The organism is Thermorhabdus hydrogeniformans (assembly GCF_049310025.1).
Taxonomy (GTDB): Bacteria; Bacillota; Thermosediminibacteria; order Thermosediminibacterales; family Tepidanaerobacteraceae; genus JBJYKD01.
Genome location: NZ_JBJYKD010000009.1, coordinates 85759 through 111089, shown reverse-complemented (window position 1 = coordinate 111089; position 25331 = coordinate 85759). Strand labels below are relative to the sequence as shown.

Sequence of the window (25331 nt, the reverse complement as noted above, 5' to 3'; positions counted from 1 at the left end):
TTCCAAAACATTCCTTATGAAATTTTCAAGGTTCGGGAAAAGAAGTAAAAAAGTAGGGTTTCTACACTAGAATCAATATTTAATAATTCGGGAAAAGGGGAAAGGAAATGATAAAGGTAGCTCCGTCTATTTTGTCGGCGGATTTCGCTTTTCTTTACGATGAGGTAAAGAGAGTAGAAAAAGCTGGAGCGGATCTCTTGCACATAGACGTAATGGACGGCCGTTTTGTCCCGAACATAACCGTAGGGCCTCCGGTTATTTCCTGTTTGAAAGGCAAGACCACGCTACCGCTGGATGTACATCTGATGATAGAGGATCCTGATAGATACCTTGACGATTTCATAAACGCTGGTGCTCACATATTGACTGTTCACATGGAATCCTGCGTGCATATTCACCGCACCATCAATACGATTAAAAATCACGGGGTGATACCCGCGGTGGCCCTGAATCCCTCGACACCCCTGACCAGCCTGGAGTACATCCTGGAAGATGTGGGCATGGTTTTAATAATGACCGTCAATCCAGGGTTTGGCGGGCAGTCGTTTATCCCACGGATGCTGGAGAAAATAAAGGCGTTAAAAACCATGATTGAATCCAGAGGCCTCGATATCCCCATCGAAGTGGACGGCGGAGTCAACCAGGAAAACGCTGGGGATATAGTTAAAGCCGGTGCCCGCATCCTTGTGGCCGGTTCTGCGATTTACAACTCTGAAGATCCTTCGGCGGTCATCAAGAAAATAAAAGAATTAAAAACCCCTTGTTAAAGGGGTTTTTTAGTGTCACAAAAAAATCCTTTTGAATATAATATCATATGAGGAATATTGGGCCGTACAGGGGGTGGTTCAGTGGGGGGGCGAATCGATTTTAAGAAGATCCTGGGTATTGTGGCGGCCATATCCGGAGCGGCCGTGCTGATTTTAAATTTACCTTCCTGGATATGGATGATGGCCCTGGGGGGATTTCTGATCTGGTTTGGATGGTTGTTATACACGACGAACCGGTAAAGGGGGAACATATATGCGCATATATGTTTTGAAGTTGCCCAAAAGCATCGGTCGCATTGTCAAAAAGATATTGAGCCTGTTTGGCCACCGGACGGAATAAAGATAAAGCGTGCTAATGGCACGCTAATTTTATTCAGCCCTCTGAACTTTTCCCGAACGAAGGCATCTGGTACAGACGGTTATCCTTTTTGGGCTGCCGTTGATTACCGCCTTTACTCTGCGAATGTTGGGAGCCCACACCCTTTTTGTCCTTATATGGGAATGGCTTAACTGGATGCCTTTTCTTGGAATTTTACCGCAAATTTCACACTTTGCCAATTTGTCAGCACCTCCTTTTCATACAAAGCTATTTTACCATACAAATAAAAGGTCCGCAACAAATCCGGCTTATATATGTTAAAAAAATAATAAAAATGTATTATAATGAATGTAGAAAAAGCCAAAAGCCGATGAAGTCGACTCTGCGGTATAATGCGGTATAATATTCATGAGAACCGCGGGTTTAAGCTATGCTGCTTCATCATGATACAGAATTAACGGAAGGGAGGAAGCGATTTGAAGAATATCATAAAAAACGCGCTGGGTGAAGTTGAAATCTCAAAAGAAGTTATCGCGATTCTTGCCGGAAATGCAGCTATGGAATGCTATGGCCTTGTAGGGATGGCTTCCCGTAAAATGAGCGATGGTCTTACAGAGCTTTTCGGCCGGGAGAACTTGGGAAAAGGTGTGGAAGTAAATTTAATCGATGATAAGCTTTACATTGACCTTTACATTACAGTTCAGTACGGCACAAAAATCAATGAAGTTGCCAGCAACGTTATAGATAAAGTGCATTTCAACTTAAGCAATATGCTTGGCTTTAGCCCCGACAGGATAAACGTCATAGTCCACGGAGTAAGGGTTAAGTAAAAGACTGGGAGGTTTTTGGTGTTGAGTATTGATAGAATAAACGGAACCGTTTTAAAAAAAGCCATCATCCACTCGGCTGCGGTTCTAAGGCAAAACAAAAAAATTGTAGACGCGTTGAACATCTTTCCTGTGCCCGATGGAGATACGGGTACAAATATGTCTTTGACTATGGACCAGGCGGCGGCCGAAGTGCTGAAGCTTTCATCCGATGATTTGAAAAAGGTTGCCGATGCCGCGGCATGGGGGTCCCTCATGGGCGCCCGCGGAAATTCCGGTGTAATTTTATCACAGCTCTTCAGAGGCTTCGCCCAGAGCATAACGCCGCGTAAAAAGAGTCTTTCGCCTCAAGAGTTCGCTCAGGCTTATAAAAGCGGAGTTGATGCCGCTTATCGCGCCGTGATGAGGCCGGTGGAAGGAACCATGCTGACAATAGCCAGGGAAACCGCGGAGAAAATGATGGCCGAGGCCAGAAGAACGGGCGATATGGCGGCAATTTTAGCCAGTGTGCTGGATTATGGTGAAAGGGTACTGCATAAAACCCCGGAGATGCTCAAAGTACTTAAAGATGCGAAGGTTGTGGATGCCGGGGGTAAAGGCCTTATTTTTATTATTTCGGGATTTTTGGAAGTTTTTAAAAATCCGCAAATGGATTTGACGACCGTTGTAGAAAAAGAAGAAACGGGAGAGACGGGTGTCGAAAGGCGGGAAATTCCTCAAGAAATAAAATACATATATTGCACCGAACTTTTTATCAAGGGAAAGGGAATAGACACCGGTGAATTAAAAACCAGGCTTTCACTCCTGGGAGATTCGCTCCTGGTCATAGGCGACCGTGACATTGTAAAGGTCCATGTCCACACCAACAATCCTGGAAAAGTACTGGAAGAAGCCGTAAAATGGGGAGAGCTGTCGAAAATTAAAGTTGACAATATGAAGATGCAGCACCAGCAACTCATCAGTGAAGGTAAATCCGCCGAACCGGGCCATCGCGAAAAGGAAAAGCAGGAAGATGACATGGAAGAAAAAAAGGTGAAGGTTGTCGCAGTATCCCAGGGGCAGGGTTTAAATGAGATTTTTAAGAGCATGGGTGCCGATGTAGTGGAAGGCGGCCAGACCATGAACCCGAGCACGGAAAATATACTGGCAGCCATAGAAAAGCAAACCGGTGAAAACATAATTATTCTCCCCAATAACAAAAATATAATCATGGCTGCAGAACAGGCAAAACACATAACCCGGAAAAAAGTATTTGTCTTGCCCACAAAATCCATACCGCAGGGTATTTCAGCTCTGGTGGCATTTAATCCCCTTCTTTCGGTGGAGGAAAATTTAAACAACATGAGCCGGGCCTTCGAAAATGTCGTTACCGGCGAAGTGACCTATGCCGTAAGACATACCCGGTGGAACGGTACGCCAATTAAAGAGGGTGATGTGCTGGGTATTAAAGACGGTAAATTGTTAATTGTCGGCAATGACAAGCAGGAAGTGTTAAGGGAATTAATCGGACAGATGGTGGCGGGCAGACAAAATGGCATAATAACCATCTATTATGGAAAGGATATCGATGATTCGTCGGCAAAGAACATCGCTGAAGAGCTCTCGAAAAAATTTGAAAGCTTCGATGTGGAGTGCTACAGCGGAGGCCAGAGCTTGTACTATTATATAGTTTCTGTAGAATAACTACGGGCAGGTGGAAATTTTTTTGAGCACATCCGAAGAAATATAATCAAAACGTATATGATGAATTGAAACCAGCAAATTTTGCAGAAATATAAAAAATACTCAAAATTACAAAAATAACACAAATGAGCTTGATAGACAAAGGCTGTGATTCATCGCGCGAATACGAAAATTTAACTGGAGTGTTGAATTAAGGCTAAATTTCTGTGAAGCAAAGTCTTTGAGTTATGGATTGGTTTGTGAGGCATATTGTTCTAGCATATCGACATTTTCTCGGGTTATATTATAAGTACGAAGATAAAAGGAGGTGAAAACAGAATGGCATTGGGTCAAAAAAGGAATAAACTTGTGGTTCCGGAATCTCACAGAGCTATGGAACAATTTAAACTTGAAGTAGCTAAGGAAATAGGAATTCAGGCTCCTGCCGATGGCTACTGGGGAAATTACGCTTCCAGAGATAACGGTGCGGTGGGCGGCCATATGGTCAGGAAAATGATAGAAGACTACGAGAGACGCTTGAGTGGTGGAGGCACAACTCAATAGAAATAAATAAAAAAAGAACAGGCTCGCAATGAGTCTGTTCTTTTTTTATAAAATAATAAATAATGCCGGCAACTGACGCTGCCGGCATTGGGAGAGGAGAAACCGGAGGAAGAGCTTATGGGGAAATTTTGTTACATTCATATTATCTACAAAACAGAGAAAAATATTCATTCAAAATAATTTTTTATTCCATATTTTATTCAAAACCTGCTGGGGATGTGTTAGAATATAGCTGTAGTTTTTGAAAAGGTGGACAAATTATGAGGATTATCGGCGGCTTTTACAGGGGCAGAAAAATCAAATCACCGGCGGGCACGGATACAAGACCAACTCCCGATATGGTAAGGGAGGCTTTATTCAACATCATCAGCCCCGTTGTGGCCGACAGCGTGTTTCTCGATATATACGCCGGCACCGGCGCGGTCGGTTTGGAAGCGTTGAGCCGTGGGGCGAGATTTACGGCATTTATCGAAAAAGATGCGGCTGCCTGCAGGTTGATCAAGGACAACCTGGCAAATTTGGGCCTCCGAAATAAAGCTCTAGTCATAAAAAGCGATGCACTGGAGGGATTAAAAAAACTTGAGAAAAACGGTCTTTCTTTTGATATAATCTTTATGGACCCTCCTTACCATAAAAATATGACAGGCTGCTGTTTGACGCACCTTATAAATTCGGGTTTGATCAAAGCCGGTGGTGTCGTGATAGTCCAACATTCCGAAGACGAAAAGGTGGAACAGGCTGGTTTTTGCTGCATAAAAAAGAGAAGATACGGAAGGACGATGTTAACATTTTTTACCAGGGAGTGAACAATTTGAACATAGGCATTTACCCCGGGAGTTTTGACCCTATTACAAACGGCCATATAGATATTATTGAGAGGAGTTCAAAACTCTTTGACCGCTTAATTGTGGCAGTTCTGACCAATCCGAGAAAAGAACCTCTCTTTACGGTGGAAGAAAGGATTTTTATGATCCGCGAATCCATAAAACATGTGTCAAATGTTGATATAGAGAATTTTGACGGGCTACTTGTAGATTTTGCCCGGTTAAAAAAGGCAAAAGTTATTGTAAAGGGCCTGAGGGCCGTTTCGGATTTTGAATATGAACTTCAAATGGCGTTGATGAACAAAAAACTCGACACTGATATTGAAACCATTTTTATCATGGCCAGCAGCAGGTATTCCTATCTGAGTTCCAGCGTGGTCAAAGAAGTGGCAAGTTTCGGCGGTTGCGTGGCCAGCCTGGTTCCGCCGGTGGTGGAGAAACAATTGAAGAAGAAATTCGGTAAAATGGCATAAAGTTTAATATTGGGGGTTGGCGTATGGAGTGTTACAGGCTTATGGAACAGCTGCAAAGTTTAGTCAATTCAGGTTCAAAAATTCCATTTTCAAACAAGGTTATCATCGACCAGGAACAGGTACTGGATTTGATTGACGAGATTCTCAGGATTTTGCCCGATGATCTGAAAAAAGCCCAAAAGATATTGGAAGACCGCCAGCAGATTCTCATCGAAGCCCAGAGAGAAGGGGAAATGATCTTAAAAGAAGCAAGAACCCACATAGAAAAAATGGTGAATCAGGATGAAATAACGAAACTAGCACGTGAAAAATCCGACGAGATCATTTCACATGCAAAACAAACGGCCCGGGAAATCCGTGCGGGGGCCAATGAATACGCCGATGAAGTCCTCGGGCAATTGGAAGATCACCTGACAAAGCTTTTAGAGACCGTAAAAAAAGGCCGCGAGGAGTTAAAAACGAATAGATAAGTTATTTTTTTACCACCTTGAAACCGATTATCTCGAAACCTCTAAGCATATGTACTATTACGGAAAAAAACAGCACCGCGCTAAAAATAAAGATGAAAGCCTGACTGGAAACTTTAAAGATGGAAATCCAGCTTTTGGGTGTCGATTGAGGAGACAAAGCAAAGGCAGGCATTACAAGGGGACTAAAGCTGTTTATGGGCATGATCATCAGTATATATGTAACGGCTCCGGCCAGTACGGCATGCAGGAATCTTGCGAATATATACGGGGCGATTTTGATATTTGTGTCGCTGACCATGCTGATGACCTGAAAGTGGACAGAAAGCCCACTCCACGCAATTATGCTGCTGGCTATTATCACCCGTTGCATCAGCGGGGCGCTTGCACTACTTGCCAGCTTTGTGCCGAGCGTTATTTCAAAAAGACCGCTGATTATGGCGCTGGATAAACTTTCATTAATGCCGAAGAGTTTCAATATCACGTTTATCGCCGGGCATATCATATCTACAAAGCCCGCAACGGTAACTATTCTGATTATAACCGAAAATAGTATAATAAATCCCAAAATGAGGAGCATGGAGTTTATGGAATCTTTTATACAATCCCCCAGCAGCTTCCCGAAAGGTCTGTTGTCCTCTTTGCGTGCCCTGAGCAATTCGCGGGTGGCTCGCAGCATAATGCTTTCCCGTCTTTTGGAGGCTGCCAGTTGAGGTGTTGTTTCCCTGTCTTTAGCATAAAAACGCATTATTACCCCCAGTAAAAGGGCGGAAATATAATGAGCCAGGGCTATGACGGCCCCCAGCCTGACATCTTTGAACATGCCCACGGCGACGGCGCCCACCATAAAAAGGGGGTCGGCGGTGTTTGTAAAAGACATCAGGCGCTCAGCTTCCCAGGTGGTGCACAATTTTTTTTTGACAAGCTTCCCGGTGAGCATGGCTCCAACAGGATAGCCGCTGGCAAGCCCCATGGCCATTACAAAAGAGCCGACGCCGGGCACGTTAAATAAGGGTCTCATGAATGGTTCCAGCAAAACGCCCATAAAATGAACCACTCCCAATCCCATCAGAAGCTGTGATCCTATAAAAAATGGGAGTAAAGCGGGGAGTACTATATTGAACCAGACATCAAGGCCTTCAACGGCTGATTTAAAAGCCTCATCCGGAAATCTAACTATTGAAATGGTAATGATTACCGCTACGGCTGGCAGGAATAACTGATAAAGCTTCGATAACTTGTAACAGGATATTTTCAACTTCATATTCAGGCCTCCCAGTGTAATAATCTTTTATTTTTATATAATATATATTGTCAAAGGAAAATTAATATTCTTGGTTGGGGGGGTCAAGAAAAGACAAAGGAAGGTAATAACTATGAGCAGACATTTTTTAAAAAAGCGCTGGCATTCAGGTCTGTTTATCATATTGTTATTAATTGTTTTTAATTACTACTTGAGCCTTAAATTTACAGTTATCGCACCGGGCATTACGGTTGACCTTAAAGACATTGTGACGGTGGAAAATGGAAACAAAGATGCAAAAGGTTCTTTTTTTTTGACGACGGTTTCCAGCAGGACTTTAAACATCCCCCTTCTGCTGTACGCGGCGATAGATCCTTATGTAAATATTGAGCCAAAGGAAGAGATGATTCCACCCGGCTGGGACATTAAAAAGTACATCGAGTATACAAAACAGTGGATGCAGGAAAGTCAGAAGATAGCTGAAGTTGTGGCATTGAGGAAGGCCGGCTACAATCCGGAAATACGTGGCGACGGTGCTCAGGTGGTGGAAATCATGACGGACAGCCCGGCCAGGGGAAAACTGTTTCCTGGCGATATTATCAAGAAAGTGGATGGAAGGCGGGTTAACCTCGCTGATGAAATGGTAAAAGGCGTGACAAGCCATAAAATCGGCGAAACCGTAAACCTGGAAGTGGAGAGAAAAGGACGCATTTTAAACATAACGGTCCCCACAATTGAAAGCAAAACTGAGAGAGGTAAGGCGGTTATAGGAGTTTACATTACCACTTTGAATTGGAAGCCGGTGCTGCCGGTTAACATAAATATTGATACTGGAGAAATAGGGGGGCCATCGGCGGGTAGCATGTTTGCGCTTGAAATATTAGATCAGCTCTTACCGGAAGACCTCACAAAGGGCTATAAGATTGCCGGGACGGGGACCATAAGCCTTGACGAACAAATCGGAGAAATCGGGGGAGTGCAGCAGAAAGTAATTGCTGCACATCGCGACGGCGCCCAAATCTTTTTCGTCCCCGAGGGAAATGCCGGCGACGCCATGCTGGCGGCAAGGGGTCTGGATATAAAAGTGGTCCCTGTGAGAAAGCTCGACGATATGCTCAACTATTTAAGGGCGCTCAAATAAACAACCCTTTTTGAAAAGTCGGTGCCGCCCTTTCGCACCGGGCCGCTTTTAAAGGCCAGTGAATAAATATCCGATGAAAAAAGATCTGCTTCAAACATCTTCCTTGCGCGTAGGTCAAGTTTTTTACCTTCGGAAGCCCTCGTTAAAATGGGCAGGGAAGACTCCTTTTTTATTTGCTTTAATATTTTCAATCCTTTTTCCGTAAAGCCGAGGACCCGCAGATAAAGGGGGTCTCTCGATATCACGATTTCCCTGTCTATGTTAAGAAGTAGGTGGATAAGGATTCTCTGGATTCTGGTGGCGGGGTATCTTTTGGATTTTATTCCGGCGATGAGCTCTTCAAGGGTGCCGCTTTCTCTGGCCGCCCTCAATATGCGATTTTCGAGGCCCTCCTCTACATCAAAAAAAGCCGTCATATCTTGCACTGCCATGCGCCTTAACAAAAAGAGCAGAACGGTCTCAAAATCTTTTAAGAACACAGGCCCCCTACCCTTTTCCATTTCTTTTTTAATGATTTCAAAGGTAAAAAGGGGGACGTTTCCCGCTATTTGCTGCAGGGGGTTTTCTGTTGACGAGAGGGCGTGTCTTATGGCCGACGCGCTGGGGAAGGTGCCGCCAAGGGTTTTGTCATGGTAGCCCGCACCCTTCCTTATAACGGGGTAGACTGTAAGGCTGGAACCCGTTTTGATAATGGCTTTTATGTATTCAATAGCCAAAATAGAGTTGGGTTTTTTTAGCAATTTTGATACCGCTTCTGCATCACAATCGGCGCCTTGGGAGGACAGATACTCCACCGCTGCCCTTTCACGGGCCAGAGGGAAAGATGCGCCTTTTTTCAGGTGATTTTTAACCATGTTTCTATACGGTTCGGGTTCTTCCGCCAGGAGACGGGACAATATGAAAAGCTCATTTTCACGGTATTCCTCGATGCCGAAGCTCAAAATGTTTACAACCCGGGTTTTACTCAGAAGTTTAACAGCACTTTCGGCAAAAATTTCGGCTGTTGCCGTAGAAAAACAGACAGGCAGCTCGAACACCAGGTCGGCGCCGCCCGCCAGAGCCATTTCAGCTCTGGCCCATTTATCGAAGACCGCCGGTTCACCTCTCTGGACAAAATTTCCGCTCATGGCGCATACTATGCCGTCGGGTCGCAATTCCGACTTAATCTTTTGAAGATGATACAGATGTCCATTGTGAAATGGATTATATTCTGCTATTACGCCTGCGATTTTCATAAATTTCACTCCTGAACGGGATTTAGTCTATTATATAACAAAAAAATTTTTTTATTAAGGAGGAATTTTGATATTTATATAGAAATTTTTACTTTGTGCTGTTAATAGGTTGCACATTTATATATTTTTGCGTGGTATATTTAACCGCAGAGGGATGTAGACTAATCAAAAACGCTTATTTAAATTTTAAAAATTTATATATAGAGAGGAGTTTTGATAATGGACTTAATTGAAAGGATAAGGCAACGCGCCAAGACCGCAAACAAGACCATAGTTTTGGCAGAAGGCGCCGAAGAAAGGACATTAAAGGCCGCGGCAACAATACAAAAAGAAAAAATTGCCCGGACGGTCCTTCTGGGAGATGAGAAGAAAATAAGGGAGATGGCGGGAGATCTGGATATTTCCAGCTCCGAGATCATCGATCCGGCAACTTCTGCCAAAGCCGAAGAGTATGCTTCGATTTTATATGAGCTCAGGAAGGAAAAGGGCATGACTATGGACAAGGCCCGGGAGCTGGTAAAAAATCCCATATGGTATGGGACATTGATGGTCAAGAACAGAGACGTAGACGGCATGGTTGCCGGTGCCATAACGGCTACAGCGGATATATTTAGGCCTGCTTTTCAGATTATAAAGACGGCCCCGGGAATAGGCGTGGTTTCCAGTGCCTTTATTATGATTGTCCCCAATTGTGAATTCGGGTCCGACGGCATCATGCTTTTTGCCGATTGCGCCATTAATCCAAATCCCGATGCAAAACAACTGGCCGAAATTGCCATTTCTTCAGCTAAGACATGGAAAGCCCTGATGGACGACGAGCCGAGAATAGCCATGCTGTCCTTTTCCACAAAAGGAAGCGCCCAGCATGAGATGGTGGACAAGGTGGTGGAAGCCACCAGGCTTGTAAAACAGCAGGCTCCAGACTTAGTGGTGGACGGCGAACTGCAGGCCGACGCAGCGCTCGTTCCAAGGGTGGCCAGGACCAAAGCGCCCGAAAGCAAAGTTGCGGGGCGGGCCAATATCTTGATCTTTCCGGAATTGGAAGCCGGGAACATCGGCTACAAGCTGGTTCAGCGCCTTGCGAAAGCGGAAGCGGTCGGACCGATAAGCCAGGGCCTGGCGATGCCCGTAAACGACCTGTCCCGCGGATGCAGCGCCGATGACATAGTGAACGTGGTGGCAATCACAGCCCTGCAGGCCTCAAATATGTAATTAGGGGGGTTCTGAATTGAAAGTCCTTGTAATAAATTGCGGCAGTTCATCATTAAAATACCAGCTTTTCAATATGGAAGACCAGTCTGTCCTGGCAAAGGGCCTTGTGGAAAGAATCGGTCTGGACAGCGGTATGCTGAAGCACCAGCCCGCCGGTGGAGAAAAGGTTGAAGTCCAGGCGAAAATTCCAAACCACAGGGTCGCCGTAAAGATGATGCTAGACGCCCTGCTGAATGAAAATCACGGCGTCATTAAAGACATATCCGAGATTTCCGCAGTAGGTCACCGGGTTGTGCACGGCGCTGAAAAATTTTCGGGTTCTGTGAGGATTACCGACGAGGTAATGGAAGTGTTGAAAGAATGCGTTTCCATCGCACCCCTGCACAACCCCCCGAACATAATAGGCATTGAGGCGACGAGGGAACTGCTGCCAAATGTACCCATGGTTGGGGTATTCGATACAGCTTTTCACCAGACCATGCCCGAATACGCCTATATTTACGGAATACCCTATGAGCTGTATAAGAAATATTCCATAAGGAGATACGGATTCCACGGCACCTCTCACCGCTACGTATCCATGCAGGCCGCCAGATTTTTAAACAGACCCATCGAAGAATTAAAGCTGGTTACGCTTCATCTGGGCAACGGATCAAGCATTTCCGCGGTAAAAGGCGGAAAATCGGTGGAAAACAGCATGGGCTTCACCCCTCTTGAGGGAATTGTAATGGGCACCCGCTGCGGCAGCATTGATCCTGCCATAGTCCCTTTTATCATGGAGAAGGAAGGGATTCCCCTCGACAGGATAAACGATTATTTGAACAAGAAATGCGGTGTATACGGTATTTCCGGTGTCAGCAGCGACTTCAGGGATATAGAAGAAGCCGCAAATCAGGGTAATCACAGGGCCAAACTAGCCCTGGAAGTCTTCGCCTATCAGGCAAAAAAATACATCGGCTCTTATGCGGCCGCCATGAACGGCCTTGACGCCATCGTTTTCACCGGCGGCATAGGAGAAAACTCCATAACCATGCGGGAAATGATATGTAAAGACATGGACTATTTTGGAATAAAAATAGACACCTCCAAGAACAATATAAGAGGGAAGCAAGCCGACATATCTGCTCCGGACTCGAGGACCAGGGTTCTGGTGATACCAACGAATGAGGAGCTGATGATCGCTCTGGATACTGTCTCCTTGATATAAATCGGCTTGACATGACATATCGGGTGCATATATAATTAATGAGGACTTCTTTGGGGTGAACCATGTGAGACTTTCTCTTGAAAAAGTTAAACGCTCGGCCGGGGATATCGCGGAATTTGAATTTCGCGAATGCGTTAAGGAACTGGAACTCAAAGGGGAAAAACTGCGTTTTACGGGACCGCTTGAGGTAAGGGGACAGGTAGAAAACCTGGGCAATAGAATTTTTCATGTCGAAGGTACGGTAAAAGCCTCGATACAAGACCTGTGTTACCGGTGCCTTGCCGAAACGCAGGTGAATTTGAATGTGGACTTTTCGTTGAAGTTCAGTGAAAGGCCTGTCGATCCTGAGGCTGAAGGAGAGGATTTTATACTGTTTACGGGGGATGAAATAGACCTTAAGCCGTATATAATAAACGAGATTATTTTGAACTGGCCTGCCCGGGTATTGTGCAGGCCCGACTGCAAAGGGCTGTGTCCCCGCTGCGGTACCAATTTAAACATAACCACATGTAACTGCGGAGGCGAGGGTTTGGACCCGAGGATGGCCGTTTTAGAGCAGTTGCTAAAAAAGGATTAGTTTGAGGAGGTGTTGTGATGGCTAACCCAAAGCGCAAGACATCCAAGTCCAGGAGAGATATGAGAAGGAGCCACTGGAAGTTGACTTTGCCCGCCATATCCGTATGTCCCCAGTGCCATGAGCCCAAACTGCCTCATAGGGCTTGCCCCAGTTGCGGCTATTACAGAAACCGCGAAGTGATAAAAGTAGAAGCTGAATAAAATTACATGAAGCTAAGGAAGGTGTGCCCCTTCCTTTTTTATTTTTCCTGATGAAAAAATGGCATCGGGGATATTGATTTTAAGCCGGGAATACTATATACTTTTAGTAGCTGCTCCTAAAAGCAAGTAATGTATTGAGGTGATAATATTGTCAAAAAAAGGGTTATCCAAAAGAGACAGGCAGCTTGCCCTAAAGGAATTGCTAGACGGTGACCCTTTTTTGAACGATGAAGAACTTGCGGAAAAGTTTCAGGTCAGCGTCCAGACCATAAGGCTTGACCGGATGGAGCTCAAAATCCCGGAACTCAGGGAGAGAATCCGGGCGGTGGCCCGGGAGAATTATTCAAAGGTCCGATCCATTGACGCTAAGGAAATAATAGGCGAACTTGTAGACCTCGAACTTGATAAAAGAGGCATTTCCATACTGGAAACCAACAGTGACATGACTTTTGGGAAAACCAGAGTTGTCCGGGGAGATATAATTTTCGCCCAGGCAAATTCGCTGGCCATAGCCGTCATCGATGCCAACGTGGCGTTGATGGGGGTGGCCAACATTAAATACAAACTGCCGGTTTACGCCGGCCAGAAACTGGTTGCCAAAGCCGAAGTGACCAGGGTTCGGGGCAATAAAAAATTTGTTTTTGTCAGGAGCTTCGTGAAGCAAAAGGAAGTTTTCAGGGGGAAATTTATTCTGGTATCTTTAGATGGTGAGGTGGCCTTATGAAAATCATCGTGGATGCCATGGGAGGGGACAATGCTCCGGGCGAAATCGTCATGGGAGCTCTGGAGGCCTCCGAAAGTTTGGGCATAGACATAATTCTGGTCGGCAGGGAAGAAAGAATTCGGCCTTTATTAAAACGGCGGGATACACAAAGGATCGAGGTAATAAACGCCGAGGAGGTTATTGGCAACGATGAGCCGCCGGCTTTGGCAATCCGGCGAAAAAAGGATTCATCAATTGTCAGGGGCCTCGGGCTTTTGAAAGAATTAAAAGGCCAGGCGATGGTTTCGGCCGGCAGCACCGGCGCCCTCATGGCAGGAGGCCTTTTTATCCTGGGGCGTTTCGAAGGGGTCGACAGGCCTGCCATCGCCACAGTGATACCCACCAGGAAAAAACCGGTTCTGCTTTTGGACATCGGTGCCAACAGCGAGGCAAAACCCAAAAACCTTGTACAATTTGCACTGATGGGCAGCGTCTACGCAAGAGAAATATTAAATGATGAAAACCCGAGGGTGGGGTTGTTAAATATCGGCGTGGAGGAGAAAAAGGGAAACGCGCTGGTCAAATCCGCCTATTCCGTTCTTAAAGGTATGAAGGGCGTTAATTTTGTCGGGAACGTAGAAGCCAGGGATTTTTTCGAAGGCAACGCTGACGTAGTTGTATGCGACGGTTTTACAGGCAATGTATTCATAAAAACCGTTGAGGGTTTTGGCATGTTTGTTTTCGACAGGCTGAAGCAGGAGGTGAAAAAAAAGTTTACATATTCACTCGGCGCTATGATGCTCTTGCCGGCGCTTAAGGCCGTAAAGTCGGCCATGGATTATTCCGAATACGGAGGGGCCATGTTTTTGGGCTTGGAAGGGGTTTTAATCAAGTGCCACGGTTCTTCGGACAGAAAAGCCATATTCAATGGAATTAAAGTCGCAAAAAAGTTTGCAGAGGTGAATATACATTTAAAATTAAAAGAATCGCTTGATGTCGGATTAGAAGGAGAGATTTAGGTTGAAAAGAGCTGGAATAATCGGGATAGGTTCATATGTACCTGACAGGGTCCTTTCAAATTACGACCTGGAACGGATGGTGGATACGTCCGATGAATGGATAACCACGAGGACAGGGATATCTAACAGGAGGATAGCCGCAGACGGCGCCTCATCTTCAGATCTGGGCGTGGAAGCCGCAAAAACTGCCCTGCAAAGCGCCGGGCTTTCGCCGGAAAGCGTCGATTTAATAATTGTGGCGTCCGCCAGCCCGGACATGATTTTCCCTTCCACCGCCTGTATCATTCAAAATAAGCTGGGCGCCTTAAATGCCGCCGCCTTTGACCTGCAGGCAGGTTGTACCGGATTTGTATACGCTTTAACATGCGCGGTTCAATTTGTGGAAAACGGGCTGTACAAAAATGTACTGGTTGTGGGAACGGAAGTGCTTTCAAAAATAATAGATTGGGAAGACAGGAACACCTGCGTCCTCTTTGGCGACGGTGCCGGTGCCGCGGTGGTGAGTGAGGTGGAACAGGGTGGCGTTATATCCAGCGTGCTTGGGGCCGACGGCGGGGGTGCAGAATTATTGGCACTTCCGGCGGGGGGTTCCAGGGAACCGGCCAGTCTTGAGTCGGTTAACAACCGCAGGCATTATATCAAGATGAACGGCAATGAAGTATTCAAGTTTGCCGTCAGAATTCTGGAGGACGCCACCAGAAAGGTGGTGGAAAAAGCCAATTTGACCTTGGCGGATGTGGATTACATAATTCCGCATCAGGCCAATATACGGATTATCGATGCGGCTGTAAAAAGATTGAAATTTCCCATGGAACAGGTGGTTGTAAATTTGGATAAATATGGCAACATGTCATCGGCCTCCATACCGGTGGCCCTTGATGAAGCTTATAGAAATAAAAAGATAAAGAAAGGGCATAAGCTGGTACTGGTAGGATTTGGAGCCGGACTCACATGGGGAGCCAACCTGCTGGAGTGGAGTCTGGAACTTTAGGGGGGGGTTGAGTGGGCCGTATCAGCATCGTAACCGATAGCACCGCGGATTTATCGCCCCAACAGATAAAAAATAACGATATAAATGTTGTTCCTCTAAAGATATATTTTGGCGAAGAGGAATTTCGTGAAGGCATAGATATTGTCCCGGAGCGGTTTTACGAAAAACTTCTGACGTCGCCTCACCACCCCAGAACTTCCCAACCATCTCCCGCTGAGTTCGTGGCATGTTATGAAAGATTATCCTGCAGCTCCGACCGTATAATTTCAATCCACCTTTCCAGCAAGTTGAGCGGCACATACCAGTCGGCGGCGCTGGCAAAAGAGATGGTTAAAATTCCTGTAGATGTCATAGACTCCAGGGGGGCTTCGATGATGATAGGCTTCACCGTGTTGGAGGCGGCCAAAGCCGCAAAACAGGGAAAAGACAGGGAGTCTATATTAAAGATTGTCGATGAAATGATAAAGAAAGTTAAGGCCTATTTTGTAGTTGAGACCCTGGATTACCTTTATAAGGGCGGACGCATCGGCAGGGCATCGGCCTTTTTGGGAAACCTGCTCCGCATAAAACCGATGCTTGCGATTGAAGACGGTATTGTGACGCCCGTCGAAAAGATTCGCGGTAAGGGGAAGGTCGTGGATAAATTGGTGGAAAAGGTGTCTAAAGATGCGGCGGACCGCCCTTTGACAGGCGCCGTTGCATATGCCGGACGTGAAGAAGAGGCAATAATGTATAAAGAGGTTTTTGAGAAAAATTTAAATTTCAGGGAATTGACCATTTACCCAATTGGGGCGGTTATAGGAACTTATACCGGTCCGGGGACCGTAGGCATAGTATATTATTAATTGTGCCGGGCATATAAACTATTTTTCTGGGAGGAATTATATGTTTCATACAGAATTATGTGATCTGCTGGGAATAAAGTACCCGATTATTCAAGGCGGTATGGCATGGGTTGCCACCGCCGAACTGGCCGCCGCGGTGTCAAACGCCGGCGGATTGGGAATAATTGGAGCGGGCAACGCACCGCCAGATGCGGTCAGGGCCCAGATTAGAAAGGCCAAAGCCCTTACCGATAAGCCTTTTGGGGTTAATGTCTATTTCATGTCGCCTTATGTGGACGATGTGATGGATGTCGTCATTGAAGAAAGAGTGGCGGTTGTAACCACCGGAGCCGGAAACCCCGGCAAATACATACCCAGGTTGAAAGAAGCCGGCATTAAGGTCATCCCCGTGATTGCATCGGTGGCCCTGGCCCAGAGGCTTGAAAAAATCGGCGTAGACGCTTTAATCGCCGAAGGTATGGAATGCGGAGGGCATATAGGCGAACTGACCACCATGGCCCTGGTCCCCCAGGTGGTTGACGCGGTAAAGATTCCGGTGATCGCCGCAGGAGGCATAGCGGACGGCAGGGGATTTGTTGCGGCCCTCTCCCTTGGAGCCAAAGGGGTTCAAATGGGTACGCGATTTGTATGTGCAAAAGAGTGTACAGTTCACGACAATTATAAAACCGCCATTATTAATGCCAAAGACCGGAGCACCGTAGTAACCGGCAGACCCACAGGTCACCCCGTCAGGGTCTTAAAAAACAAACTTACCCGTCAATTTGAGCTTCTTGAAAAAAATGGGGCCGATTTAAAGGATATTGAAGCCCTGGGGGTAGGCAGGTTAAGGGCTGCGGCGGTTGAAGGAGATGTGGAAAACGGTTCCGTCATGGCCGGCCAGATAGCCGGTTTGATAGACGACATTAAACCCGCCGCTGATATAATAAATGATATAGTGAATGAGGCGAAGGCCCTGCTTAATAAAATGGCAGGCGTCTATTAGTGCATGGAGGTATGGCTATGGGAAAAATCGCATTTTTATTTTCAGGTCAGGGGTCCCAGTACGTAGGGATGGGTAAGGATTTGTATGAGAATTTTTCCACCGCCAGACAGGTTTTTGAAAAAGCCGACGAATCGCTGAATTTTAAAATATCGGATGTGTGTTTTAACGGTCCCGAAGACAGGCTAAAGCAAACGGTAAACACCCAGCCGGCCATTTTAACTCACAGCATTGCGTGTTTTGCCGTATTGAAAGAAGAAGGCATAGTCCCGGATGTGGTGGCCGGCCTCAGCCTTGGCGAGTACTCTGCCCTGGTGGCGGGTGAAGCTCTGGAATTCAGTCAGGCGGTGCCCCTGGTTCAAAAAAGAGGAAAGTATATGCAGGAAGCGGTACCGCTGGGGCGTGGAACTATGGCCGCCATCCTGGGATTGTCCAGGGAAGAGATTCTAAAAATATGTGAACTGGCATCCGGTGAGGGAAGGGTTGAAGCGGCCAATTTCAACTGCCCCGGCCAAATCGTCATTGCCGGGGAAGTAAAGGCCGTAAACAGGGCGGTGGAGCTGGCAAAGCAGAAAGGGGCCAAAAAAGCCGTGATCCTGGCCGTCAGCGCTCCCTTTCACTGCAGCCTTCTAAAATCGGCTGGAGAGAAATTGGAGCGGGAACTGGAGAAAGTGGAGATAAAAAATACCAAAATCCCTCTGGTGTCGAATATCACGGCGGATTTTATAGACGAGAACACCGATATAAAAGAGCTCCTTGTAAAACAGGTGAGTTCACCGGTACTGTGGGAGGACAGTATTCGAAAAATGATTTCCAGCGGGGTGGACACATTTGTGGAGGTGGGCCCCGGCAAGGCGCTTTCCGGTTTTGTAAAAAAAATCGATAAAAACGTGGTTACTTTGAATGTGGAAGATGTGGAGTCGCTGACCGAAACCTTGAATTACTTTGGAGGGAAGAGCTGATGGACCTTTCCGATAAAATCTGTATTGTAACCGGCGGTTCAAGAGGAATAGGGAAAAGCATATGTATTGAGCTGGCGAAGGCCGGGGCTACGGTCGTGGTGAATTTTTTCTCCAATGAAAGTGCGGCCAGAGAAGTGGTTGAAGAAATCAGGGCAATGGGCAGAAAAGCCGATGCGTATAAAGCCGATGTTTCAAATTACGAGCAGGCTGTGAAGATGGCGGATGACGTTTACGGCAAATTCGGCAAAATAGATGTCCTGGTGAACAATGCAGGAATTACAAGAGACACACTGCTTCTCAGGATGAGCGAAAAGGACTGGGATGATGTGATAAATACCAATTTAAAAGGCATTTACAATACAACAAAGGGCACGGTAAAGTACATGGTCAAACAGCGTGAGGGCCGGATTATCAATATCGCTTCCATAGTGGGTATTTACGGCAACGCGGGGCAGGTCAATTACGCGGCGGCCAAGGCGGGAATTATAGGATTTACAAAAGCCCTGGCAAAAGAGCTGGGAAGCCGTGGGATTACCGTGAACGCCATAGCTCCCGGCTTTATAAAAACAGATATGACTTCGTCCCTGATAGATAAAAATCCGTCCATGGAGGACAGGATCCCTATGAAAAGACTTGGCGTACCGGAAGATGTGGCCGGCGCCGTAGCTTTTCTGGCTTCGGAAAAGGCTTCTTATATTACCGGACAAGTAATAGCTATTGACGGTGGCCTTACTTTATAATATCTTTAATATGGAATAAAATATGTAAAACTAATCATAATATGCACTAAGAAGGGGGGTGAAGGGATGGAAGTATTAGACAAGATAAAAAAGATTATTGCCGACCAGCTGGGTATTGATGAGGATGATGTGGTTCCGGAAGCTTCCTTCATCGATGATCTGGGAGCCGATTCTCTGGATATAGTGGAATTAATAATGGCTTTTGAAGAGGAATTTGATCTGGAGATTCCCGATGAAGATGCTGAAAAAATCAAGACGGTTCAGGATGTGATAGACTACATAAAAAATCATACCGCATAGCCTCATAAAAGTCCCGTAACTTTTACGGGACTTTACTTTAGATGGCATTCAGGGAGCAGTCCCTTTTTTATAGATTCTCATCTTAAAGTCAGGAGGATTGCTTATGGAAACACAGCGCGTTGTTATAACCGGAATAGGAGTAGTTTCCCCTGTGGGAACAGGTAAGGATAGCTTCTGGAATTCCATTAGAGAAGGCAAATCCGGTATCGATTTCATAACACGTTTTAATTGTGAGGATTTTCCCACCAGATTTGCCGGCGAGGTAAAAGATTTCAAGCCGGAAGATTATATAGATAAAAAGGAACTAAAAAGACTGGACAGATTTACCCAGTTTGCGGTTGCCGCCACAAAAATGGCGCTGGAAGACGCCGGGATGGACATGGCCTCCGTCGACAAAACGAGAGCCGGTGTTATAATGGGTTCCGGAATAGGTGGGGTGGAAACATGGGAGGAACAGCACAATGTGATGATGGAAAAGGGGCCAAAGAGGGTGAGCCCGTTCTTTATACCGATGATGATTGCCAATATGGCTTCCGGCCAGGTTTCCATGGCTTTTGATTTTAAGGGACCAAATTTTACGGTGGTTACCGCCTGCGCTTCCGGGACCAACGCCATAGGCGAAGCATTTCGGATACTTCAGAAACGCGATGCGGATATCATGATAGCCGGCGGGACGGAAGCTCCCATTACTCCGCTTTCACTGGCGGGATTTTCATCCATGAAGGCCCTTTCGACCCGCAATGACGATCCCGCCCGGGCCAGCCGGCCTTTTGATAAAGACAGGGACGGATTTGTAATGGCGGAGGGGGCCGGTGTTGTCGTCATGGAAACCCTGGATCATGCTTTAAAAAGAAATGCTCCGATTTATGCCGAAGTAATAGGTTACGGAACCACCGCCGACGCATATCACCTGACCCAGCCTGCGCCGGAAGGCGAGGGTGCCGCGCGGGCCATGAAGGCGGCTATTTTGGATGCAGGCATTAAGCCCGAGCAAGTCGATTACATTAATGCTCACGGCACCTCAACGCCTTTAAATGACAAATTCGAAACCCTGGCCATAAAAAGCACTTTCGGGGACCACGCCTATAAACTCGCCGTCAGTTCGACAAAGTCCATGACGGGCCACTTGCTGGGGGCGGCGGGAGCGGTGGAATTCATAGCAACGGTGCTGGCGGTGCAGAATGATGAGATACCTCCCACAATAAACTACGAGACACCGGACCCGGAATGTGATTTATTTTACGTGCCCAATAAATCCCTTAAGAGACCCGTCAACATAGCTCTGTCAAATTCCATGGGATTTGGCGGTCATAACGCATGCGTGATAGTAAAAAAATACTAAAAGAGGTTAAGGCCTGATGAGGATCGATGAAAAAAGATTAAATGCACTTGCGAAATTGCAAAAAAATATAGGTATTTTTTTTGACAATGCGGAAATTTTAAACAGGGCTTTCATACACCCTTCCTACGCCCACGAACAGGCCACCTCGCCTCAGGAAAACAATCAGAGGCTGGAGTTTTTGGGCGATGCGGTCCTTGAGCTGGTGGTGACTCATTATCTTTACGAGAAGTACCCGGAATTAACCGAAGGTCAGATGACCAAAATCAGAGCCCTGGTCGTATGTGAGCCAAGTCTTGCAAGAGTGGCGAATGAACTTTCACTGGGCGAATTCCTCATCCTCGGAAAAGGGGAAGAAAACACGGGAGGGCGCGAAAAGTCTTCAATCCTCGCAGATACGTTTGAGGCGTTGATTGGAGCGATATATATAGAAAAAAAACTGAATGTCACGTCGGAATTCATTATAAGAAATCTTGAGCCCATAATTTCTAAGGCCGTTGAAGGGGAATGGGCTATGGATTACAAGACCACCCTTCAGGAGATATTGCAAAAAACAGCCCCCGACAGGATAGCCTATGAGGTGGAAAGGGAAGAAGGCCCGGCTCACGACAGGGTTTTTTATGTAAAAGTCGTGTGGAAAAACAGGGTCCTGGGCAGGGGTTCGGGCAGGAGTAAAAAGGAAGCGGAACAGGAGGCCGCCAGAGAGGCCCTTCGAGTTTTAAGTATTGGGTATTAAAATATAATATTTTAAAAAGAAGGAATTTTATTCGCCTCATAGAATATATATTTTTAAGAAATAATAAATATTTTAAGGGGGATATATGGAATGGAAGTACTAAAAGTATCAGCTCAATCAAAACCCAAATCTGTGGCAGGAGCTCTGGCAGCCGTTTTGAGAGAAAAGGGCGTGGCGGAACTTCAAGCGGTGGGTGCCGGAGCCGTGAATCAAGCGGTTAAGGCTATTGCAATTACAAGAGGTTTTGTGGCACCTAATGGCATTGACCTGGTAACAGTTCCGGCTTTTGCAGAAATCGACATCGATGGAGAAGAGCGGACGGCGATAAAATTTATCGTAGAACCCCGCTGATTTTCTTGAATTTATACCTGTCTTAAAAAAGACAGGTATTTTTATTTTGTTTTCTATGTGGTAGAATTTAAAAGGTAAGGAGGAAGCCTATGTATCTCAAAAGAGTGGAACTACACGGGTTTAAATCCTTTGCAGATAAGGTGGCGATTGAATTTCAGCCCGGTATAAACGCCATTGTGGGCCCCAACGGCAGCGGTAAAAGTAATATCACCGATGCCATACGGTGGGTGCTGGGCGAACAGAGTGTGAAGAACCTGAGGGGAGCCAAATTGGAGGATGTAATTTTTGCCGGCAGCAATGCAAAAAAGCCCATGGGTATGGCTGAAGTTTCCATTATCCTTGACAATTCGGACAACTTGCTCCCCGTCGAATACTCGGAAATATGTTTTACGCGGAGGGTGTTCCGCTCGGGGGAAAGCGAGTTTTACATAAACAGGACTCCGTGCAGGTTAAAGGATATCCAGGAAATATTAATGGATACCGGGATAGGCAAAGATGGGTATTCCATTATCAGCCAGGGCCAGATTGACGACATTTTAACCAGCCGCCCGGAAGAAAGGCGGTTAATTTTTGAGGAAACCGCGGGTATAATGAAGCATAAAACCAGGAAAAAAGAGGCGGAAAAAAGATTGGAAGAGACCATGAACAACTTGGTAAGAATAGACGATGTCCTGGCCGAAATACAATACCAGCTGGCACCACTGGCGGAGCAAAAGGAAAAAGCCCTGCAATACAGGGATCTGTTGGCCCAACTAAAAGAAGTGGATGTAAACCTGATGCTTGGGGAAATTTCAAAAAAGGAAACAGAACTGCTGCGTATAAAAAGTTCTGCGGAGGAAAACGGCCTTTTATTGGAGAGGATTCTTCACGAAAAGTCTGCTCTCCGTGAAAGCCTGCACACGGATAGTAGGGAGCTGGAATCAAAAGAACTGGAACATGAAAAAACTCAGGAAGAACTTTTGAAAAATAGCGGCCGTAAAAGAGAATTGGAAAGGGATCTGCAGTGGGCCAGGGATGAATTTATAAGGTTGGAACAAGAAAGCTCCGGCATCGCCGATGATTTATTTAAAATGCGTGAAAAAATCGATGCTGCAAAAAACGATTTAAATCTGAAAACAGAGGTGCTTGAGCAAAAAATAAAAACAATAAACGGTCTGGAACTGGAAATTGCTGATAAAGAACAGAAACTTTTCCATTCGGATAATTCTATAAAACAAAAGGAACTGCTGGTAGAAAACTTAAAGGGTGATGTTATCGATTTATTAAACTTTGCTTCGGAAAAGAAAAACAAAATTTCAAGTATGAATACCATGAAGAACAATTTGCAAAACCGTTTAAACCAGATCGACAGGGAAATTTCTCAAATTCAAGAAGCAAATGCAAAAACCAACTGCGAAATCGGGGATATTAAAAATAGAACTGAAGGTTTAACAGACCTTTACCGGGACCACGATAAGGCCCTGGAAGAATTGATTGAAAGTTTACAGCAAAAAAGCGCGGAACTGGCCGAAATGGAAAAATTGCGCGCAAAAAAACAGTCGGATTTATCGGCGATGATTTCCAGACTCAAAGCACTGGAGGAAATAAATGAGAATCTGGAAGGATACCAGTTGGGCGTAAAAAATCTGTTGAATTGCCTTAAAAGCGGGCGCTTGAAGACTCTGGGCATCTACGGTACCGTGGCGGACATCATAACCGTCGGCAAAGAATATGAAGTTGCCATCGAAACGGCTTTGGGCGGGGCGCTTCAGAATATCGTTTGCGACAATGAGGAAAACGCCAAAGAAGCCATTGAGTTTTTAAAAAGATACAACCTGGGCAGGGTTACATTTTTACCGCTCTCCACGATAAAGCCCCGGTGTCTGGACGGCGGTGAAACATCGATTTTATCTGAAAAAGGGTGTTTGGGGACTGCCGATAGACTTGTTTATTTCGACCGCAGATTTTACCCCGCCGTCGCCCACCTGCTGGGAAGGGTGCTGGTAGCCGACGGCATTGACAATGCTCTGGCCATGGCAAGGAAAAGCGGCTTCAGCCTGAAAGTGGTGACACTGGAGGGAGAGGTCTTAAACCCGGGCGGCTCCATTACGGGGGGGAGTCAAAAGAAGTCAAGTTTTATACTTTCGAGAAAAAGGGAGCTTATGGAGTTTAGAGAAAAAATAAAGCAACTGGAAAGCGAATTGACCGGGTTAAAACAGCACTGTTTACAGCTGGAATCGGAAATTAACAAAAAACAGGAAAAAATTGCCTCCGTCAAGGATGCTCTTTACGGTTTAAAGCCCGAAATAGCCGCCCTTGAAAAAGAGCTGAACGAGAAAAAAAACCTAATAAAAGAGAGAGAGCAGAGAAAAGACCGGCTTCAACTGGAACGAGAACAAATCCTGGCGGACATAGCCGAAATCGACCGCGAGATTTCCCTGATGGAAAAGGATATAGGAAATATCGACCGTAAAAACGCGTCCAGCCAGCACATGGTGAAGGCTCTGCAGGAAGAGATATCAAAGGAAAAAGCGGTAAGAGAAATTCTGGCCCGTCAGATTACCGAGTTGAAAGTAAAACTGGCCTCCTGCAAACAGGAGGAAATAGGTCTGAAACAGAACATACAAAGCCTGGAACAAAACATGAAGTCATGGATCGGTGAATTAAAAAACCTGGAAGAAAAGCTGGAGAGAAACCGGCATGCAAGGCTTTCTACCAAGAATAAAATCTCAGATATACAGGCGGAACTGGAAGGCGTGACAAACTTAAATGCGGAATTAAAGAAAAAACTGGAAAATCTGAAAAAGGAAAGAGAGATTATAAAAGAGAGGTTGGAAGACACGCAAAACCGGCTCAAAAAGATAGAAGAGGATCAGAGAAAATGCGAGCGAGTATTAAATGACGGGCGGCTGGCCCAGACTGCATTAGATATTGAAATAAGGCAGATAGGCGAAAAACTGATGGAAAAGTACGGCCTCACGATTGACGAGGCGCAGAAACTAAAAAAGGACCTGGGCGATTTTGACAAAATGAAAGACAGGCTGAACGAGATTCAGGATAAAATAGAATCTCTCGGTCCCGTAAACATCCAGGCCATCGAAGACCACGACAGTTTAAAGGCCCGCTACGATTTTCTAAAATCCCAGCGTGAAGACCTGGTCCGGGCCAGGGAAAAACTGGATAATTTGATCCGTGAAATAACAAAGGCCATGGAAGAAATGTTCATCAATTCTTTTAAAAAAGTCAATTCAGAGTTCCAGAAGATTTTCATCGAACTTTTTGGAGGGGGCAAGGCCGAACTTGTAATCCAGGGGGATGGAGGTCTGCTTGAGTCTGGCATAGAGATAATTGCGCAACCGCCTGGGAAAAAGCTTCAGAGTCTTTCGCTGCTGTCCGGAGGAGAAAGGGCCTTAACGGCTATCGCCTTACTTTTTGCCATTTTGAACACCAAAGCCACTCCATTCTGTATATTGGACGAAATCGAAGCCGCGCTGGACGACGCCAATATAGATCGCTTTACACGTTATTTGAAGAGGGTTTCCACGCACACCCAGTTCATAATAATTACCCACCGGAAAAATACCATGGCCGTGGCCGACGCCCTTTACGGAATAGCGATGGAAGAAACGGCCGTGTCAAAAGTGCTGGCCGTTAAAATGGAATCTTAGT

29 protein-coding genes are annotated in these 25331 nt (G+C 45.9%); 26 read left to right on the top strand and 3 right to left on the bottom strand.

The window, feature by feature from the left end:
* Nucleotides 1-107: 107 nt before the first annotated feature.
* From rpe to ACKX14_RS06715, 3 genes are all read left to right on the top strand, one after another.
* Nucleotides 108-767 carry a ribulose-phosphate 3-epimerase gene (gene rpe / locus ACKX14_RS06725; protein WP_422445937.1) on the top strand — a complete coding sequence of 220 codons (660 nt, stop codon included), beginning with the start codon at nucleotides 108-110 and terminating at the stop codon, nucleotides 765-767.
* An 81-nt stretch (nucleotides 768-848) separates the two neighbouring features.
* Nucleotides 849-1007, top strand: coding sequence for a hypothetical protein (locus tag ACKX14_RS06720; RefSeq protein ID WP_422445935.1), 159 nt, complete (start codon nucleotides 849-851; stop codon nucleotides 1005-1007).
* Between the two features lie 13 nt (nucleotides 1008-1020).
* Complete coding sequence (locus ACKX14_RS06715; protein WP_422445945.1) at nucleotides 1021-1107, top strand: stage V sporulation protein M; 87 nt, start codon at nucleotides 1021-1023, stop codon at nucleotides 1105-1107.
* A 29-nt stretch (nucleotides 1108-1136) separates the two neighbouring features.
* Here the strand turns inward: ACKX14_RS06715 and rpmB are convergent, their stop codons facing one another.
* Nucleotides 1137-1325 (bottom strand): 50S ribosomal protein L28, encoded by a 189-nt coding sequence (gene rpmB, locus ACKX14_RS06710; RefSeq protein WP_422445933.1) that lies wholly within the window; start codon nucleotides 1323-1325, stop codon nucleotides 1137-1139.
* Between the two features lie 237 nt (nucleotides 1326-1562).
* Between rpmB and ACKX14_RS06705 the strand changes: the two genes are divergently transcribed.
* The 6 genes from ACKX14_RS06705 (at nucleotide 1563) to ACKX14_RS06680 (ending at nucleotide 5906) form a co-directional block, all read left to right on the top strand.
* On the top strand, nucleotides 1563-1916 hold the full coding sequence (locus tag ACKX14_RS06705) for an Asp23/Gls24 family envelope stress response protein (RefSeq protein ID WP_422445931.1): 354 nt from the start codon (nucleotides 1563-1565) through the stop codon (nucleotides 1914-1916).
* 21 nt (nucleotides 1917-1937) lie between these two features.
* Nucleotides 1938-3596 (top strand): DAK2 domain-containing protein, encoded by a 1659-nt coding sequence (locus ACKX14_RS06700; protein WP_422445929.1) that lies wholly within the window; start codon nucleotides 1938-1940, stop codon nucleotides 3594-3596.
* A 318-nt stretch (nucleotides 3597-3914) separates the two neighbouring features.
* Nucleotides 3915-4139 carry an alpha/beta-type small acid-soluble spore protein gene (locus tag ACKX14_RS06695; RefSeq protein ID WP_422445927.1) on the top strand — a complete coding sequence of 75 codons (225 nt, stop codon included), beginning with the start codon at nucleotides 3915-3917 and terminating at the stop codon, nucleotides 4137-4139.
* Nucleotides 4140-4399: 260 nt separating this feature from the next.
* Nucleotides 4400-4945 (top strand): 16S rRNA (guanine(966)-N(2))-methyltransferase RsmD, encoded by a 546-nt coding sequence (rsmD, locus tag ACKX14_RS06690; RefSeq protein ID WP_422445925.1) that lies wholly within the window; start codon nucleotides 4400-4402, stop codon nucleotides 4943-4945.
* A gap of 5 nt (nucleotides 4946-4950) precedes the next feature.
* Nucleotides 4951-5436 (top strand): pantetheine-phosphate adenylyltransferase, encoded by a 486-nt coding sequence (coaD, locus tag ACKX14_RS06685; protein WP_422445923.1) that lies wholly within the window; start codon nucleotides 4951-4953, stop codon nucleotides 5434-5436.
* A 23-nt stretch (nucleotides 5437-5459) separates the two neighbouring features.
* On the top strand, nucleotides 5460-5906 hold the full coding sequence (locus ACKX14_RS06680) for an ATP synthase subunit B family protein (protein ID WP_422445921.1): 447 nt from the start codon (nucleotides 5460-5462) through the stop codon (nucleotides 5904-5906).
* A 1-nt stretch (nucleotide 5907) separates the two neighbouring features.
* Here ACKX14_RS06680 and ylbJ read toward each other — a convergent pair whose 3' ends face one another.
* Nucleotides 5908-7167: a sporulation integral membrane protein YlbJ gene (ylbJ, locus tag ACKX14_RS06675; protein ID WP_422445919.1), complete on the bottom strand. Its 1260-nt coding sequence runs from the start codon at nucleotides 7165-7167 to the stop codon at nucleotides 5908-5910.
* Between the two features lie 112 nt (nucleotides 7168-7279).
* On the opposite strand from ylbJ, the gene ACKX14_RS06670 reads away from it, so the two are divergent.
* The gene (locus tag ACKX14_RS06670; RefSeq protein ID WP_422445918.1) at nucleotides 7280-8287 is read left to right on the top strand and encodes a YlbL family protein; all 1008 of its coding nucleotides are present in this window, start codon (nucleotides 7280-7282) and stop codon (nucleotides 8285-8287) included.
* Here the strand turns inward: ACKX14_RS06670 and ACKX14_RS06665 are convergent.
* The gene (locus tag ACKX14_RS06665; protein ID WP_422445916.1) at nucleotides 8266-9522 is read right to left on the bottom strand and encodes a nucleotidyltransferase; all 1257 of its coding nucleotides are present in this window, start codon (nucleotides 9520-9522) and stop codon (nucleotides 8266-8268) included. The genes ACKX14_RS06670 and ACKX14_RS06665 overlap by 22 nt on opposite strands.
* 219 nt (nucleotides 9523-9741) lie before the next feature.
* Here ACKX14_RS06665 and pta point away from each other — a divergent pair, with 219 nt between their 5' ends.
* The 16 genes from pta (at nucleotide 9742) to smc (ending at nucleotide 25330) form a co-directional block, all read left to right on the top strand.
* Nucleotides 9742-10734, top strand: coding sequence for a phosphate acetyltransferase (gene pta, locus ACKX14_RS06660; RefSeq protein WP_422445914.1), 993 nt, complete (start codon nucleotides 9742-9744; stop codon nucleotides 10732-10734).
* Between the two features lie 16 nt (nucleotides 10735-10750).
* Nucleotides 10751-11941: an acetate/propionate family kinase gene (locus ACKX14_RS06655; protein WP_422445912.1), complete on the top strand. Its 1191-nt coding sequence runs from the start codon at nucleotides 10751-10753 to the stop codon at nucleotides 11939-11941.
* A gap of 64 nt (nucleotides 11942-12005) precedes the next feature.
* The gene (locus ACKX14_RS06650; RefSeq protein ID WP_422445910.1) at nucleotides 12006-12518 is read left to right on the top strand and encodes a YceD family protein; all 513 of its coding nucleotides are present in this window, start codon (nucleotides 12006-12008) and stop codon (nucleotides 12516-12518) included.
* A gap of 17 nt (nucleotides 12519-12535) precedes the next feature.
* Nucleotides 12536-12718, top strand: a complete 183-nt coding sequence (gene rpmF, locus ACKX14_RS06645; protein WP_422445908.1) for a 50S ribosomal protein L32 — start codon at nucleotides 12536-12538, stop codon at nucleotides 12716-12718.
* Between the two features lie 148 nt (nucleotides 12719-12866).
* Nucleotides 12867-13442, top strand: coding sequence for a transcription factor FapR (gene fapR, locus ACKX14_RS06640; protein WP_422445906.1), 576 nt, complete (start codon nucleotides 12867-12869; stop codon nucleotides 13440-13442).
* Entirely contained in the window at nucleotides 13439-14440 is a 1002-nt protein-coding gene (gene plsX, locus ACKX14_RS06635; protein ID WP_422445904.1) for a phosphate acyltransferase PlsX, read from the top strand. Before fapR ends, plsX begins: the two co-directional genes overlap by 4 nt.
* 1 nt (nucleotide 14441) lies before the next feature.
* Nucleotides 14442-15431 (top strand): beta-ketoacyl-ACP synthase III, encoded by a 990-nt coding sequence (locus ACKX14_RS06630; protein ID WP_422445902.1) that lies wholly within the window; start codon nucleotides 14442-14444, stop codon nucleotides 15429-15431.
* Nucleotides 15432-15442: 11 nt separating this feature from the next.
* Complete coding sequence (locus ACKX14_RS06625) at nucleotides 15443-16276, top strand: DegV family protein (RefSeq protein ID WP_422445900.1); 834 nt, start codon at nucleotides 15443-15445, stop codon at nucleotides 16274-16276.
* Between the two features lie 40 nt (nucleotides 16277-16316).
* Nucleotides 16317-17258, top strand: a complete 942-nt coding sequence (gene fabK / locus ACKX14_RS06620) for an enoyl-[acyl-carrier-protein] reductase FabK (protein ID WP_422445898.1) — start codon at nucleotides 16317-16319, stop codon at nucleotides 17256-17258.
* Between the two features lie 17 nt (nucleotides 17259-17275).
* On the top strand, nucleotides 17276-18217 hold the full coding sequence (fabD, locus tag ACKX14_RS06615; protein ID WP_422445896.1) for an ACP S-malonyltransferase: 942 nt from the start codon (nucleotides 17276-17278) through the stop codon (nucleotides 18215-18217).
* The gene (fabG, locus tag ACKX14_RS06610) at nucleotides 18217-18957 is read left to right on the top strand and encodes a 3-oxoacyl-[acyl-carrier-protein] reductase (RefSeq protein WP_422445894.1); all 741 of its coding nucleotides are present in this window, start codon (nucleotides 18217-18219) and stop codon (nucleotides 18955-18957) included. The genes fabD and fabG overlap by 1 nt, the downstream gene beginning before the upstream one ends.
* A gap of 66 nt (nucleotides 18958-19023) precedes the next feature.
* Nucleotides 19024-19257 (top strand): acyl carrier protein, encoded by a 234-nt coding sequence (gene acpP / locus ACKX14_RS06605; protein ID WP_422445892.1) that lies wholly within the window; start codon nucleotides 19024-19026, stop codon nucleotides 19255-19257.
* A gap of 103 nt (nucleotides 19258-19360) precedes the next feature.
* The gene (fabF, locus tag ACKX14_RS06600; protein WP_422445890.1) at nucleotides 19361-20599 is read left to right on the top strand and encodes a beta-ketoacyl-ACP synthase II; all 1239 of its coding nucleotides are present in this window, start codon (nucleotides 19361-19363) and stop codon (nucleotides 20597-20599) included.
* A 16-nt stretch (nucleotides 20600-20615) separates the two neighbouring features.
* Nucleotides 20616-21332 carry a ribonuclease III gene (gene rnc, locus ACKX14_RS06595; RefSeq protein WP_422445888.1) on the top strand — a complete coding sequence of 239 codons (717 nt, stop codon included), beginning with the start codon at nucleotides 20616-20618 and terminating at the stop codon, nucleotides 21330-21332.
* Between the two features lie 90 nt (nucleotides 21333-21422).
* A complete protein-coding gene (locus ACKX14_RS06590) occupies nucleotides 21423-21683 on the top strand; it encodes a stage V sporulation protein S (protein WP_120766797.1) in 261 nt (86 codons plus the stop codon).
* An 89-nt stretch (nucleotides 21684-21772) separates the two neighbouring features.
* On the top strand, nucleotides 21773-25330 hold the full coding sequence (smc, locus tag ACKX14_RS06585; protein WP_422445886.1) for a chromosome segregation protein SMC: 3558 nt from the start codon (nucleotides 21773-21775) through the stop codon (nucleotides 25328-25330).
* Nucleotide 25331 lies beyond the last annotated feature (1 nt).